The organism is Pseudomonas sp. GL_139_B (assembly GCF_057834475.1).
Genome location: NZ_CM174403.1, coordinates 4,944,291 through 4,959,603 on the forward strand (window position 1 = coordinate 4,944,291; position 15,313 = coordinate 4,959,603).

Consider the following 15,313-nt stretch of genomic DNA (forward strand, 5'->3'; position numbering starts at 1 on the left):
GGCCAGTAACTTGTCATTCAATCACCTCTCGTTACTCCCCGTGCAATACATAGTTATGTCGTTTTCCCCCGAGAGGCTGCTAGCATCGAACAGACATCGAATCCCGAACAGGCCACACAGGTTGCCCATGCTCGAGACCACAGCACTGCCAAGGAAAGCGACGCTGTACCCGCCACTGGACACACGGTATCAAGTCGAAACGCCCGAAGGCATCGACTTGCCACTGCGTCCCGCCGGATTGATGGTGCGAGCGCTGGCCTTCGCCATCGACCTCGGGTTACGCGGGCTGATCCTCGGCCTGCTGTTTATGGTGCTGGCGTTTCTCGGAAAGCTTGGCGCCGGGCTGGGCTCGCTCCTGCTGTTCGGCGTGAGCTGGTGGTACATGGTGCTGTTCGAAGTGCTCAATCAGGGGCGATCACCGGGCAAACAGTGGATGGGCTTGCGCGTGGTGCAGGACGACGGCACACCGATCGGCTGGTCCGCTTCGCTGCTGCGCAACCTGCTTAGATTTGTCGACATGCTGCCCTTCGGCTACTTCCTCGGTGCTATCAGCTGCCTGCAACATTCCACCTTCAAACGCCTCGGTGACCTCGCGGCCGGCACGCTTGTGATCTACCGCGAACAACCGCTCACTCGACCGCAACTGCCCGAAGCCCCGCCAGTGCGCCCGGCTTTTGCCCTGACGCTGTCCGAACAACGCGCCATCCTCGGTTTTGCCGAGCGCCAGGGTGAACTCTCCCAGGCGCGCACCCGTGAGCTCGCCTCGATTCTCGCGCAACCGTTGCAGGTCGACCCGCCGCGCGCCGTGGCAGAACTCAACGGCATCGCCCGCGGCTTGTTGGGTCCGGCATGAAGCAAAGTCTTTTCGAACAGCGCCACAAGGCCGAGTGGGAACAGTTTTCCCTGATGCTGGGCCAACTGGAGCGCGGTAAGGCCTCGTCCCGGATCGGCAACTTCCCCAAGGACTACCGTCGTCTCTGCCAACATTTGGCATTGGCTCAGGAACGGGGCTACAGCAGTTTTCTGATCGACTCATTGCAGCAGCTCGTGCTGCGCGGGCATCAACAGCTGTATCGGCATCGCAGCGGGCTGGGCGCCAACGTGGCGGGCTTCATCCTGGCCGGTTTTCCGCGATTGGTGCGCGAACAATGGCGCTTTGTACTCGCCGCCGGCCTGATGTTTTTTGGCAGCCTGATCGGCTTCTCGCTGTTGGTGTACCTGTTCCCGGACCTCGTCTACAACCTGATTCCGGCCGAGCAGGTCAGCGAATTGCAGAGCATGTACGACCCGGTCGCCGGCCATTTGGGACGCACAACGGAACGCGCCTCCAGTGAAGACTGGGTGATGTTCGGTTACTACATCATGCACAACATCGGTATCGCCTTTCAGACCTTCGCCAGCGGTTTGCTACTGGGGCTGGGCAGCGCGTTTTTCCTGCTGTTCAACGGCTTGATGATCGGTGCAGTGGCCGGGCACCTGACGCACGTCGGCTACGGGCAAACGTTCTGGTCGTTCGTGATTGGGCACGGTGCTTTTGAACTGACGGCCATCGCCCTGTCCGGTGCCGCCGGCCTACAACTGGGTTGGGCGCTGATCGCACCGGGACGCCTGCCGCGCGCCGAAGCATTGCGACGGGCGGCGGGCAAGAGCGTGTTGCTGATCTGCGGCGTCATGTTGTTCCTGTTGATTGCGGCGTTTATCGAAGCTTACTGGTCGTCGATGACCGCTCCGGCACCGATGACCAAATACCTGGTCGGCGCCACGCTCTGGGCGTTGGTCGTAACCTATCTGCTGTTTGCCGGACGGGCTCGCCATGCGCCTGAGTGACGCCACGGTCGTGATCCGCCCGCGCAAAACCTGGGAAGCCATGGACCTGGGCGTGCTGTTGAGCCAGCGCCATCGTCGTCTGTTGATGACCAGTTGGGCCATCGTGACCTTGCCGATCTTCGCCTTGCTCAGCGCGATGTTCTGGGATTCGCCGTCCCTCGCTGTGTTTATCTTCTGGTGGCTCAAACCGGCGTTCGAGCGTCTGCCGTTGTTCATCCTGTCCAAAAGCCTGTTCGGCGAAACACCGACGTTGGAACAGGCGCTGCGCGAATGGCCGCGCCTGCTCAAGCCGCAACTGCTGGCCAGCCTGACTTGGCGCCGCCTGAGTCTGAGCCGCAGTTTTGTGATGCCGGTGGTGCAACTTGAAGGCTTGAGTGGCGAAGCGCGACAACAGCGGTTGCAGGTACTGCTGCAGCGCAACGCCGGCGCGGCGCAATGGCTGACGATCATCGGCGTGCATCTGGAAAGCGCGTTGTGGGTTGGTTTGATGGTGTTGTTCTACCTCTTCCTGCCACAGCAGGTCGAACTCGACTGGAGCTGGCAGACCCTAATCACCGCCGTCGTGCAGGACTGGCGCTGGCTGGAACACCTGACCAATGCTTTTTACGTGCTGGTGCTGATTGTCTGGGAGCCGGTCTATGTCGCCTGCGGTTTCAGTCTTTACCTGAATCGGCGCACGGTGCTGGAGGCCTGGGATATTGAACTGGTGTTTCGCCGCTTACGCCAACGCCTCAATACAACCACCCTCTCCCTGATGCTGGCGGCAATCCTGTTGCTGCCTGGCGCGCAACACGTTTGGGCCGCCGAGCCTGTCATCACTCCGGACAGTCCTCGTCTGCTCAATCAACCGTTGACCAGCCAGGCTTCAAAAGACAGCATCAAAGCCCTCCTCGACAAGCCACCGTTCAAGAACAGGGAAACGGTCACCCGCTATCAGTTTGGCGATGATAAACCCGAGGCAAAAACCCCGAATGACGGCAAAACACCCGAATGGCTGAAGGTGTTGTTGGCGCTGCTGGACAGCCAGCGTTTCGGCTTCCTCGCCACCGCAATTGAACTGCTGCTGTGGAGCGCGATTATCGGCGGTATCGGCATATTGATCTGGCGTTACCGTGAGTGGTTGCAGGCGTTCGTCAGCCGTCGCCCCGCGTTGAAAAGCAAAGTCGCTCGGCCGTTACCGCAACAGGCTTTCGGCCTGGACCTTAGCCGCGAAACCCTGCCCGCCGACATTGCCGCCAGTGCTGAAAGTCTCTGGCAAACCAATCCGCGCGCGGCCCTCGGTTTGCTCTATCGCGCCCTGCTCAGCCACTTGCTGCACGACCACCACATGGCGCTGAAACCCGCCGACACCGAAGGCGAGGTTCTGCGGCGCGTCGAACAATTGCAGCAACCCGCGTTGCTGGCTTTTAGCAAAACCCTGACCGGTCACTGGCAAAACATGGCCTATGGTCATCGCCTGCCACCCGCGTATCTGCAACAGGAACTGTGTGACGGGTGGCGGGCTTTGTTCGGCCCGGGAGCAGCCCAGTGAGCCGGCGATTGTGGCAGGTGACCAGCGTATTCATCGTCCTGTTGGTCGGTGCGCTGAGCATTTATCTGTACCTGAAAGCCACGCCCTATCAGGTTGAAATCGATCACGGCCCATCGCCTGAAGCGCAGGCCAACCCCTACCTCGCCGCTGAACATTTTTTGCGCAAGCAGGGCCTGACCGTCAGCCATGCCAATGGCCTTGACGTGCTGCCCACCCTCGATCCCCATCAGCACAGTCTGTTGCTGCTCGGGGATCGCCACAACATGACCCCGCGTCAGATTGATCAAGTCTTGAACTGGACTCGAGCCGGTGGGCGTATTTTATTTGTGGCCCAATCCCTTTGGGATGAAAAGACCGGCCAGAGCAACGACCTGCTGCTCGACCGGGTGCAATTGCACCAGTCGCTGAGCAAAGACCTCAAGGACCCGCCACCCGACATCCTCGACGATCAATATCCCAAACTGACCAAGCTGTATCTGGAGGATGAAGAAGCACCGGCCTACGCGAATTTCGACACGGCCTTCCATCTCGATGATCCGAAAAACCTCGCGCAAGCCTGGGCCAACAGCGGCAAGGCCACGCACATGATGCAGCTCAATCAAGGGCTCGGTTCGATCACCGTGGTCACCGATGCCGACCTGTGGAAAACCCCGGCCATCGACCAGTACGACAATGCCTGGCTGCTCTGGTATCTGACGGCGGACACGAGCGTGACGTTGCTGTTCAACACCGATCACGACAACTTGCTGACCTTGCTGTGGCGTTATTTCCCACAGTCATTGGTGGCCTTGATTGCGCTGATCATCCTGGGATTCTGGCATGTCGGCGTGCGCCAGGGTCCGCTGCTGGAACCCGCATCGAAAGGCCGCCGCCAACTCCAGGAACACCTGCGCGCCAGTGCCGATTTCATGTTGCGCCGCAACGGCCAGCAGCACCTGCTGCAAGCCTTGCAACAAGACATCCTGCGCCGTGTGCGGCGCCGTCAACCCGGTTTTGAACAACTCGGCGTTGCCGAGCAATGGCGGGTGCTCTCACGCCTGACCGGCCAACCCACACGCGCTATCAGCCAGGCCATGAGCCCGCGATCGAAGCAGCGGCTGTCCAGCGCTCACTTCAGCCGTCTGGTCGCCCACCTGCAAACCTTGAGGAACGTTTTATGAGTGAACAGATCGAGCCCGGCTCGCCGACTCACGCCACCCAGCAACGCCAGCGCGCCAGTCAATTGGCCCAGGCCGTGCGCGGCGAATTGCAGAAAGCGGTGATCGGCCAGAACACGGTGATCGACGACGTCCTCACCGCGCTGATCGCCGGCGGCCATGTGCTGCTGGAAGGCGTGCCAGGGTTGGGCAAGACCTTGCTGGTGCGCGCCCTCGCTCGCTGCTTCGGCGGCGAATTCGCGCGTATCCAGTTCACCCCGGACCTGATGCCCAGCGACGTCACCGGGCACGCGGTCTACGACCTGAACACCGAGCAGTTCAAACTGCGCAAAGGCCCGGTGTTCACCAACCTGCTACTGGCCGACGAGATCAACCGCGCCCCGGCGAAAACCCAATCCGCGCTGCTCGAAGCGATGCAGGAACGCCAGGTCACCCTCGAAGGCCGCGCCCTGCCCATCGTGCAACCGTTCATGGTGCTCGCCACGCAAAACCCGATCGAACAGGAAGGCACGTATCCACTGCCCGAAGCCGAGCTCGACCGCTTCATGCTCAAGGTGCGCATGGACTACCCCGATGCCGAGCAGGAGTTGAACATGGTCCGTCAGGTCAGCCGTTCGACCCGCGCCGACATGCTCGACGTGCAACCGCTGCGCACCGTACTGCAAGCCAAAGACGTGCTGGCTTTGCAGCGTATTGCCAGTGATTTGCCACTGGATGATCAGGTCCTCGATTACGCCGTGCGCCTGGCCCGCAGCACGCGCACCTGGCCGGGCTTGACCCTCGGCGCCGGGCCGCGTGCGTCCATCGCTTTAGTGCGTTGTGCCCGAGCCCGTGCCTTGCTGCGCGGCGGCGAGTTTGTGATTCCGGATGACATCAAAGGCTGTGCATTGGCGGTGCTGCGCCACCGCGTGCGCATCGCGCCGGAGCTGGACATCGAAGGGCTGGACGCCGATCAGGTGCTCAAGCAACTGCTCGATCAAGTGCCGGCGCCACGATTGTGAAACCGTCCCGCCTGCTGTTGAGCTGGCTCGCGATCCTGCTGGCCATCGGCATTGTGTTGGGCGCGTTGCGGGCGCTGGACATCGCCGTCCCATCGACGCTGTTATCGATCAATTGGGGGTTGCTGTTGGCGTTGCTGGCCTTGGCGATCCTCGACGTCATTCGCCTCAAGCGCCTGCCCTCGCCTCGTGTGCAACGGCAGATGCCCGGCAGTCTGGCGCTCGGCCGATGGAGCGAAGTGCGGCTGGAGGTCGAGCATGACTTTGCTCAATCACTCAATGCCGACATTTTCGATCATGTTCCGGATGGCCTGAGCTTCGAAAACCTCCCGCTCTCGGTTGAACTGCAACCCGGCCAACAGAGTGTGATTGGCTATCGGCTGCGTCCGCTCAAACGCGGCCATTTCAGTTTCGAACACTGCGAAATCAACCTGCCAAGCCCTCTCGGCTTATGGTCCGACAAACGCCTGCTAAACGTGGTCGACAGCACCCGCGTCTACCCCGACTTCGCTCGCCTCTATGGCGGCGAACTGTTGGCAGTGGACAACTGGCTCAGCCAACTCGGCGTGCGTCAGCGGCAACGTCGCGGGTTGGGTCTGGAGTTTCATCAACTGCGCGAATTTCGCGAAGGCGACAGCCTGCGCCAGATCGACTGGAAAGCCACCGCCCGGCAACGCACGCCGATTGCCCGTGAGTATCAGGACGAGCGCGACCAGCAGATCATTTTCATGCTCGATTGCGGCCGGCGCATGCGCAGTCAGGATGGCGAACTCGCGCATTTCGATCACGCACTCAATGCCTGTCTGCTACTCAGCTACATCGCCCTGCGCCAGGGTGATGCCGTGGGCCTGAGTACGTTCGCCAGCGACCGTGCGCATTACCTCGCCCCGGTCAAAGGCACTGGCCAACTCAATGTATTGCTAAACAGTGTCTACGACCTCGACAGCAGCCAACGTCCCGCCGATTACCAGGCGGCCGCCACTCAGTTGCTGGCCCGACAGAAACGCCGGGCGCTGGTGGTGCTGGTCACCAACCTGCGCGATGAAGACGATGAAGAACTGCTGACCGCCATCAAACGCCTAAGCAAACAGCATCGGGTGCTGGTGGCGAGTTTGCGCGAAAACTTGCTCGACCATTTGCGGCACGTGCCGGTGCAAACCTTGCCGGAGGCGCTGGCGTACTGCGGGACGGTGGATTATCTAAATGCACGGGCAGAACTCCATGAGCGGTTGATTGCTCATGGAGTGCCAGTGGTGGATGCTCGGCCCTCAGAACTGGGGGCCGAGTTGGTGACGCGGTATCTATGCTGGAAAAGGGCTGGCGTAATTTAACGATCGTTCTCTGTACAAAAGGATCATTGGGCTCGCGCTTTAAATCAATATACCTCCCTCACAAATTGGACACCTGCACCCACTTCGATTGAGACGGACCCGTCAGGGTTATTAATTCGAACAAGTATGTCGAAATAACGAGGTTGACTCGAATGGTAAGTTTTAGTCACCCATCCTCCCGCAACTGACTTAACCGAGCCATCCGGTGCACCGTAGTTAAAAAAGAAAACCTCTTCCCCCATCACCCCCTCCCCTGTAGAAGTATCAACCAGTCGGAAAGAGATTTCTGCTGTGTCCCCTACCGTGTAATCTCCACTGCCCTTGAACTCAACAAGATTTCGGGTGCGATCCAGAACCGTAAACGTTTTCGCGGCTGAAACGCCCTCTACTGTCATTGCGACGAGGTCGTAAACCCCAGCTTTATCAGGCACAAAATGGATGTCAGTAAATCCATTAATATTAGAGTGGGACGATGGAAGTTCGAGCCCAGGGTAACGCCAAAGAACTTCAACATTCCTTACGGAATGACCGGTCTGACGAGAACCCAATTTTGCATAGGCTGTTGTTTTAACTCCTACATAAGTCTGCGTACTTTCTGAGGTGACACTCTCTATGACGAGATCACCGTACAACACCGTAAACAACATCAGCTCGGTATTCCACCCGCCATATCCCCCTCGCACGGTGGCTCCCAGAACACTCGGCTTGTCCGCAGAAAGCCTGAACACCACACTTGCTTTACCTTCAACGTCCGTCTTCGTCGGCGCAATCGTAACTTCTGGAAAATCCCACATTACCTCGACGTCCGCCAAAGGTTTTCCGGTAATAGTTGAAACCACCATAGCCTGTGCCGAAACCTCCTGACCCGGATACCCGGTTGGCTCTGTGCTGAGTAGCGTCTGTATTTCCTGGGGATCATTCAAGAAAAACGGAAACGACACCGAATCGGCATAATCCTCATCCCCCACCGTCGCAGTTAGCACAGCCGCGCCTGGCGTAGTTGGAACAAACCTCACTTTCGCCACCCCATAGAAATCAGTCACTGAGGTCACAACCCCAATATCCAGGCTACGCCATGTCACCGACCACCCCACCATCGCCCTGCCACTGATGGCCGACACCACAGTAATCTGCCCAAAAAATTCCTGCCCCCAATCCAGAGTCTGATCAACGCGGCTGTTCCCGATGATTTTCACCACCTGCGCGCCTTCCCCCAAGGACATCGCGTTCGCCGGCGACAGACTCGCCAGTCGCTGCGACGACAATCGCAACGCAAAACTAGCGTCCTTCAAATCGCCGGCTTTGAACGTGTATTGCAAGCCCACCACGTCGTAGAACTTGCGTGGCACCCCCAGCGCCGCCGGCAAAAACTGGATACCCAGTTCGACAGGCCCGGTCCCCGTCATACCTAGCGCCAAGTCACGATCAAACAATGGGCTGTTCTCTGGAGCCAACAACTCAAACGTGTGCTCTCCCTTGCGACGCGGGAAGTAGGTCTTTTCGCCCCAGGTGTGAGCCGGTCCGCCGTCAAACTTGACCAACAGCCCCTCCCACGGATCGTTCGCCAGTGTCGTAACCCCCATCGTGCGTTTATCTTCAAAGCCGTCAAAAGGACTGACCACCAACGCCTGAACTTCATGTGCTCCATCGATTAACGGCGAAAAATCAACACCGGACCAACCATCGTTATCGGAATGCATCACGCTCGGCCCCTGCGGCGTCGTCCATGTCACGGGCACCTGATTCACAGCGCGCCGGGTGAAATGAGAGAACACTTGAACCCACTGCCACGCAGGTTCCTGACCCACCACCGGGTCCACCGGCGATTCACGCCACGCCTCGATTCTGATTTTGTTATGCGCCAGCATCATCGGCTTGGCGGTGGCAACGAAGTTCAACTGAGGCAGTGCCAACGCCAGGGCAAAGTCGCCGGGTGTCTGACTGGCGGTGAAGTCCAGCATCCAGGTCGCGCCCCCATCGCTCAGGTTTTGCGAGAGGTTCAGGGCAGGTTGAACGGTTGCGCCCAACTGATCGGCCGGCGTCCCCGACCATGTCAGCAATGCCTCCAGCCCCACCAGCGGGCTCAGTGCATTGGGCAAAACGTTGAAGCGGTGAAGAGCCCCCAGGCACGGATAGAACGACCGACCGACCAACGCTGCCGAAATCTGATCCAGCATCAGGCTCACTTCTTCCGCCAGATCCATGGATACCAAGCGCCCAGGCAGCTCCCGAACGGTTGAAACGCCTTCAAGCCGTAGCTCCAGCTCAAACAGACGGCTGATGCTGTCATTCGCTTGTGAGACCAGTTCCCACTCCACACCGGCTGCCGCGAGTGACTTGGGCGTATCAAGATCGCCGGGCACCAGCCCGATATCCGGCGCTGCACCTCGCCAGTGCAAACTGATGTTTTTGCCGACCCATGTACTGCCCGGGACCGGTACGACTTTCAAGATATGTGTCTCCCCACGCCGGCAGAGTAGGCCGAGTGTATTGCGCTCGACTTCCACATTATCCAGCAGGAACTTGACTTCACTTTTCCAGGGACTGGTAGCAAAGGCCTTCACATTAAAAAGCTGTTCAACCGCAACGGCCTCCGCATGGGCCTTGATGCTGGCCGTGACAACTTGATCCCCTGAACGTGTTGGCGCATACAGCACACTGGCCCAGCCACCGGCACCCGAACGAGTCGAAATAGTGCCATCAGGCGTAATCCAGTCGACCTGCGTGTTGTTCACCGGATCACCGTCGCCACTGACCACGACGTGCACCACTTGCACCCGCAACAGCACGCTTTCGTTTTCATCCACCACCGGAAACTTGTTGGCCTCGCGTACCTCACCGACCTTGACCAGATTGCGCGCCAGCGACATGGTTTTTTTCGGTGAGGGGGACAACAGCTTCGAGCAGGCCAGCTCCAGATAAAACCGACCGTCAAGACGATCCTCGCTCGTCAGGGTCCAGGCCATTTCGACACCAATGACCGGCACCCAATGCTCAAGCGCCGGGCTGACAACAACCCCCAGTTGCACATGGGAATCGCCGCTCCAGCGCAATGACAATTCCGTGCCCAACAACGGGCTGTCTGCGGGCAGTTTTACCGTCACCGGATAATCCGAGCCCCGATTGGGGTAGCCGGTTTTTTCCTCCCAGCGCTTCTCAACGCCCTCGACGACCGCCAATACGTCCTTCCACGGATCCGTCGCCAATACCCGGACGTCCAACGACTGAGTGACCACACCAGCGGCGTAATAGGGGCTGTCGACAGAGGCCTGAATGACAACGTTGCCGTGTGCCTGTGGTTCAAAATCGAAGTAAGCCCAGCCTTGGTCATTCGTGACGCCAGCGCCTTTCACCCCTTGGCCTTCAAGTGTCCAGGTCACCGTTCGCCCGCTGAGGGGATGGCCGGTGTAGTACGACGCCACTTGAACGCCCAGACGTACACCCTGCCCGTATTCGAGCACCGGGTAATACGCTGCCTCGAACACGTCGCGGAACACCACCCGATGATGCCCTAGCGACACATTCACCGGATAAGGCTCGGCGGTGTATTGGTTAAGCAGGTTCATCGAGAAAAGGTAAGGCCCCTCCTCGCCAATCAACGGGCAATCAAGTTGCCATTGATCCTCTAGCGGATGATTCATACCCCAGTCCGGCGACGCGACAATCGCATCAAGCGGATTATCGTCGCTGGTCAACGCTGCGTGGGTGTCCTGCCAGGCATTATCTGGTGCGGGGAGGAATTTCAACCGGTGAGCAAGACTCGCGGCGGCCCCCAGGCACATGTACAGCGTCGCAGCAGGTGACACAGGCTCTTCATCCAGCATTAGCCCTTGCATCACCGCTGGCTCCAGATGCAATTGGAGATTGATTTGGGTGATGCAGATGCCCGAGATGGGGTCATTGGGGGTATTGGCCGGACTGGACACGTCGACGGTGAGCGTGTCCCCGGCACTGAATGGCAGCGCCAGTTCGACTTCGTACTTGATCGGCTTGAACTCCAGCGGCTGACCGTTCCTCAGCCGCGCCTGATCTTCCCCTATATCCCGTGATGCACCCGGCGGCAACGGGATTACCAAAGTCTCTTGCTGCCCATCAATACTGATCTTCAGCGTGCCCGCGTCGATGTGCCGGGTCTCGCACCAGAAACCGAGGACATAGCGCGCTTGCGCACCCGGATTCTTGGGGACCCTCAACGACTGACTGACCGAAGACCTGTTTCCAGCCTTCAGAAAAGGAGTCAATACGCCTTCATGGACTTCACTTGCTTTACTCAACCAGCTTGGATTTATCGGACCTTTCTTCCAATCGGTAAACCCCTGCTCGAAACCGCCATTGCGGATTAGACTTTCATTGGCCTGAATGATCGGTTCATTCATGACGGACGGCTCCTTCGACGGTTGGGTTTTGCTCCGGGTTTTCGGCTTGGGTCACCAGGTCTTCGACGGTTCGCGCGAAGGTCGGCTTGCCGGCTTTGGCTGTGAACCGGATCCGCAGAATGATGTCCGTCAACGAGAGCAGCATGGCGTGCTGCGACGCTTTTGTCGGCCGCGGAAAATTCAACGTCCAGCGCGACACTGCCCCGGTGTTTTCGAAGGGGTTGAGCAGCCCTTCATCAGGTTTCATTGCCGTCATGCCGTTGTCGGTAATCCCCATCGACAAGACGATTTGTTGACCACTGCGCAGGTTGACTTGCACGTCGGAGGGGCCAGTGGCACCGTCCGGGTTGTGCAAATACCTCACTGACTGACTCGATGCCTGGGTCGCGATCATGCTGCTGATCTGCAACAAGCTTGCTCGTACATTTTCGTAAGGTCCGGTCAGCACCGGCAGATCGACCTCGACCGAGGTGATTTGTCGGCAGTAATGCCCCGGATGATCGCGATCGAACAGCAACTGGGTAAGCTTGAATTCCAGTGTCCCCCGGTCCTGCAACTGCTGCAGCGCCGACGTCCAATTGTCGATCCCCACTTGCGGTTCGACCTTGTCGTCAAACAGTTGCCGCAAGGATACGGTTTTGACCAGTTCGAGCCGACGTTCATGGCGTTGCAGGTATTCACGCTCCATGCGCAACAAATGCCCGCGCAGGTGTTCGCCTGCGGTCAAGCCGTGACGGTTATCCAGCCAGACCTGGGGCAGGGGGAGATTCGCGTCGTAATCGCCAGTTTCCGCGTTCAACGAAGCCTGGGCGTTGAGGCATAAACTGACGACCGCATCGTGCGCCTGATAATGCAGCGCCTTGAACTGGCCCAGCAACCAGCCAAACAATTCGGCATTGGTCGCACGCTTCTTGAGGAAGTTGTAAACCGTCAGCGCCTGACTGTTGGCCGTGAGGGTTTGCTGCAGGCTGGCTTTGGCCGCCTCGACGGCATGCTGTTGAGCGCCGATCTGCTCATCGATCGCGCGAATCTCCGCTGTCGCTTGACTGCGCTGCAGCGCCCATTCGTTACGGCGCCGGCGGTAAGCTTCGGTGGTGGCTTGCTTGTCCGCGTCCAGCTGCTTGACCGCCGAAGCGATGTCCAATCCGAAGCACACCGCATTGATGAGTTCGTCAGGGCGAAATCCACCATTGGCCAAACCGAACACATTGGGCAGAGCAGCCAGCGCCCCGGCTGCGGGCTTGATGCTTGAGGACACCAGTGACAGTTTTTTTGACTCCTGCAGACTTTCCATGACCTCGTATTCAACTGCCGACACATTTTCGTCATAGAGTGCCGCATAGGCATCGGCCCGTTCCGCCGCCACGGCCCGGCTTTGCTCCAGCGCGACCACATTCGCCTTCAACTGATCAATGGCATATTCCTGTACGGTCTGGGCATAGGCGCCCAATTTCACCAGATGGTCTTGCTGCATTTCTTCCTGCTCGATCCGATCTCGCTGCTCAAGCAAGCGCAGTACCTGGTTGCCGTATTCCTGCAGGGTTTGCACCGCACGCAACGCCGCCTCGAAAATCACGCGCCAACGGAAAGCACCGACCACCAGCCGCCCTCCCATGGGTCTTGGCGCACCAATGCCCCCCGCTGCCAGGTCTTGCAACAATTGATTAGGATCGGTGGGAGGGCTGAACAGCGGGATCTCCATCGACTTGCCATCAAGGGTGAGGTTATTGCGCAGGTTATGCAGACGTTGGCCGGGCAAGTCGTACAGCGCAAGCAACTGGTCATTGATCGGGAGTTTGAAAGGATTGTTCGCCAGCAACCCGAGCTCGGGCGGTTCGTCGGCGCCGGCAGGACAGTCCGCCAGGCTGAACACTAGGGCTTGTTCAAATTGCTCAAGCGCCGGCCGCGACAGGCTCTTGGTCAAAAGGCCCTCCACCGTGTCGGTTTCCCAACGGTTTACTGTGCGCACCGTGGGGGCCTTACCCATGAAGAACTCGGCCTGGACGTAACACAACTTGGCTGCCACCAGGCTGTCACGGGTGAGCTGGCGGTAATACCAATCGCCCCAGGCGACCAGATTCTTGACGTATTCAGTAAACACCAGGACCTGGAAATGGTAGGGCGCGGAATAGCCGATGGCGTCTGGATCGGTCGGTGCGCGGGTTTCGAAGCCCACATTGCCTTTGACGACGTTCAATGGCCGGCAGCGCCAATACAGGGGTTTAGGATTCGGGCGCGGTGGTTGTCCCGGATCGGCAGGCGCTTGCGGATCAAACAGGTAATGCAGCCATTTTTGCGCCTCCAGAAAACGATCCTCCGTGCGCAGACGCGTTGATACCAGATGAGGCAAATGAAAAAACAGCTCCCAGAAAAACAAGCCATTGGCGCCGTTGAATGCACCGTTCGGCTCGATGATCGTTGCAGAACCGGGGGGCGGTTCCGACAGAAACTGGGTGTCCCAATCCAGTACAGCATCCACGGAAATATTGGAGCGTTGCACCAGCTCGGGGCCGAACAGCGAATTCAGACGGGTGAATTCAAGCTTCCAGTCTGGCTGGTTGAAAGCAATAAACTGCGCCGCATTGGAAGTGTTTTTGAGCAATGCCGCCGGGTTGAAGTCCGTTACGTTGACAATCGTCAATGCAAATTCTTTAACTCCATATCCACCCGTGACAGTGCCAAAAGTAAAGGTAGGCATCCCCCATCCACCTTTCCTCCGTTTGAAGACTTGCCATACAGTGCCCCAGCCACCGGCAAGTGGCTTGGAGGTTTTAATGGGTGCAGGGTCGTCGGGGGTTATGTTTTTCAACGCCAATTCCAATTCAACGTTACTGGTACTGGTATTACCCGTGGGCCTCAAAAGTCCCTGGACAATCAACATGTCCTCTTCACCGACGCGAAACGCCACGGCCTGCACATCCAGGTAAGGCGTCAGGGTCCCCGATGTGGGCACAGTGGCGACAAGGGTCGGTTGGTTCAGCAACGGATGCTGCACCGTTTCGGCGGTGACAAAGCGTTTGTCCGCGGCGTGCTCCAGCCAGCCGCCATCGTCTTCGGGCAAGGGACGGAAAAGCACATCGCGTACCGCTGTCACATTCAGACCGGGCTCACTCCCGTCCCCTTTGCGGTTCGTCAACAACACCCCCAACTTGCCCTTGGGGTTGTGATGATCGGCCCACACGGTCGCAATCAGTCGAACGTTTTTGTCCTGGGAGTGATCTGCCGTCTGCGCGGAGCTGTGCATGCTCAACGGTGCCGACCACTGGCCGTTTTGACTCATGAACGCCAGATTGATGTCCAGCCACGGCGGTATGCTTTTGCCATCCGCTCCCTCGACCTTGTCCCGCCACTCGGCCCACACCAGGCACAACCGTCCGCTCCAGAACACCGGGCGAATGTCTAACACCTTGGCTCCTGCCGGAATATCCACTGGCTGCCATTCATTCCACACTGCGGGATTGAGGGCGACGTCGGCCGGCGAGAGCTCCACCTCAGCCTTGCGCCAGAAGTACTGGTAAGGCGGCACCCGCTGACGACCGACAAAGTAATAATCGGCGCGTTCCGGCAAGGCACCGTCCATGTAGCTGCTGATCACGTCCAGGTTGCAGGTCTGCTCGAACGTTTTCAGGTAGTCCTGCAGGGCTGCCTGTACCGAATCGCTGTTGAGGCGGGTCTGATTGAGATTGTTTTCAAGGGTTTTGAACAGGCTGGTCTTGCGCTGTCGCACAAAGGGGGTCATGAAATTTTCCGGGTAGATCGCGATCAGTTGCCGCGCGGCCCAATCCGGATAATTGCTGTAAAGCTCCCAAGTCGCCAAATCTCTTTTATCAAACTCGATCGTCGCATAGCCCGGCTCCAGCTTGCGGTACGCGGCATGGATAAACTGCTGGGCGCAGCTCGTCGCTTCGGCCACCCAGGAACTTTGAACCGGGTAGTTGTCCAGGGGATCCATGCGCAGCAGTTCGAACAGGTCTGCCGGGGTTTTCAGGAAGCTGTACTGTGGCGATTCTCCGCTCCCGAGCTTCCCGATGCAGAACTCGACCAGCGCATTACGGCGCTTTTCGAGCAGGCCAGCCATATTGTTCAGTGCCAT

At 58.8% G+C, this 15,313-nt stretch carries 8 protein-coding genes; 6 read left to right on the forward strand and 2 right to left on the reverse strand.

All coding sequences use genetic code 11. From position 1 onward, the window contains the following. The first annotated feature begins 127 nt into the window (after positions 1-127). From AC3ISI_RS22660 to AC3ISI_RS22685, 6 genes are read left to right on the forward strand one after another with little or no spacing between them, the layout of a single operon-like run. Positions 128-853, forward strand: coding sequence for an RDD family protein (locus AC3ISI_RS22660; protein ID WP_489333880.1), 726 nt, complete (start codon positions 128-130; stop codon positions 851-853). Continuing rightward, positions 850-1,827 (forward strand): stage II sporulation protein M, encoded by a 978-nt coding sequence (locus AC3ISI_RS22665; RefSeq protein WP_489333881.1) that lies wholly within the window; start codon positions 850-852, stop codon positions 1,825-1,827. The genes AC3ISI_RS22660 and AC3ISI_RS22665 overlap by 4 nt, the downstream gene beginning before the upstream one ends. Continuing rightward, positions 1,814-3,358, forward strand: coding sequence for a DUF4129 domain-containing protein (locus AC3ISI_RS22670; RefSeq protein ID WP_489333882.1), 1,545 nt, complete (start codon positions 1,814-1,816; stop codon positions 3,356-3,358). The genes AC3ISI_RS22665 and AC3ISI_RS22670 overlap by 14 nt, the downstream gene beginning before the upstream one ends. Continuing rightward, on the forward strand, positions 3,355-4,518 hold the full coding sequence (locus tag AC3ISI_RS22675) for a DUF4350 domain-containing protein (RefSeq protein ID WP_489333884.1): 1,164 nt from the start codon (positions 3,355-3,357) through the stop codon (positions 4,516-4,518). The genes AC3ISI_RS22670 and AC3ISI_RS22675 overlap by 4 nt, the downstream gene beginning before the upstream one ends. Further along, positions 4,515-5,516, forward strand: a complete 1,002-nt coding sequence (locus tag AC3ISI_RS22680) for an AAA family ATPase (protein ID WP_489333885.1) — start codon at positions 4,515-4,517, stop codon at positions 5,514-5,516. Before AC3ISI_RS22675 ends, AC3ISI_RS22680 begins: the two co-directional genes overlap by 4 nt. Then, a complete protein-coding gene (locus AC3ISI_RS22685) occupies positions 5,513-6,844 on the forward strand; it encodes a DUF58 domain-containing protein (RefSeq protein WP_489333886.1) in 1,332 nt (443 codons plus the stop codon). The genes AC3ISI_RS22680 and AC3ISI_RS22685 overlap by 4 nt, the downstream gene beginning before the upstream one ends. A 44-nt stretch (positions 6,845-6,888) precedes the next feature. Here the strand turns inward: AC3ISI_RS22685 and AC3ISI_RS22690 are convergent, their stop codons facing one another. Both AC3ISI_RS22690 and AC3ISI_RS22695 read right to left on the reverse strand, forming a co-directional pair. Next, the gene (locus AC3ISI_RS22690; protein WP_489333887.1) at positions 6,889-11,220 is read right to left on the reverse strand and encodes an Ig-like domain-containing protein; all 4,332 of its coding nucleotides are present in this window, start codon (positions 11,218-11,220) and stop codon (positions 6,889-6,891) included. After that, a complete protein-coding gene (locus AC3ISI_RS22695; RefSeq protein WP_489333888.1) occupies positions 11,213-15,313 on the reverse strand; it encodes a Tc toxin subunit A-related protein in 4,101 nt (1,366 codons plus the stop codon). The genes AC3ISI_RS22690 and AC3ISI_RS22695 overlap by 8 nt, the downstream gene beginning before the upstream one ends.

Excerpts from the sequence above, each read along its gene's own strand:
- AC3ISI_RS22690 (WP_489333887.1), bottom strand. The coding sequence starts at position 11,220 with ATGAATGAACCGATCATTCAGGCCAATGAAAGTCTAATCCGCAATGGC.
- AC3ISI_RS22680 (WP_489333885.1), top strand. The coding sequence starts at position 4,515 with ATGAGTGAACAGATCGAGCCCGGCTCGCCGACTCACGCCACCCAGCAA.
- AC3ISI_RS22660 (WP_489333880.1), top strand. The coding sequence starts at position 128 with ATGCTCGAGACCACAGCACTGCCAAGGAAAGCGACGCTGTACCCGCCA.
- AC3ISI_RS22665 (WP_489333881.1), top strand. The coding sequence starts at position 850 with ATGAAGCAAAGTCTTTTCGAACAGCGCCACAAGGCCGAGTGGGAACAG.
- AC3ISI_RS22695 (WP_489333888.1), bottom strand. The coding sequence starts at position 15,313 with ATGGCACTGAACAATATGGCTGGCCTGCTCGAAAAGCGCCGTAATGCG.
- AC3ISI_RS22670 (WP_489333882.1), top strand. The coding sequence starts at position 1,814 with ATGCGCCTGAGTGACGCCACGGTCGTGATCCGCCCGCGCAAAACCTGG.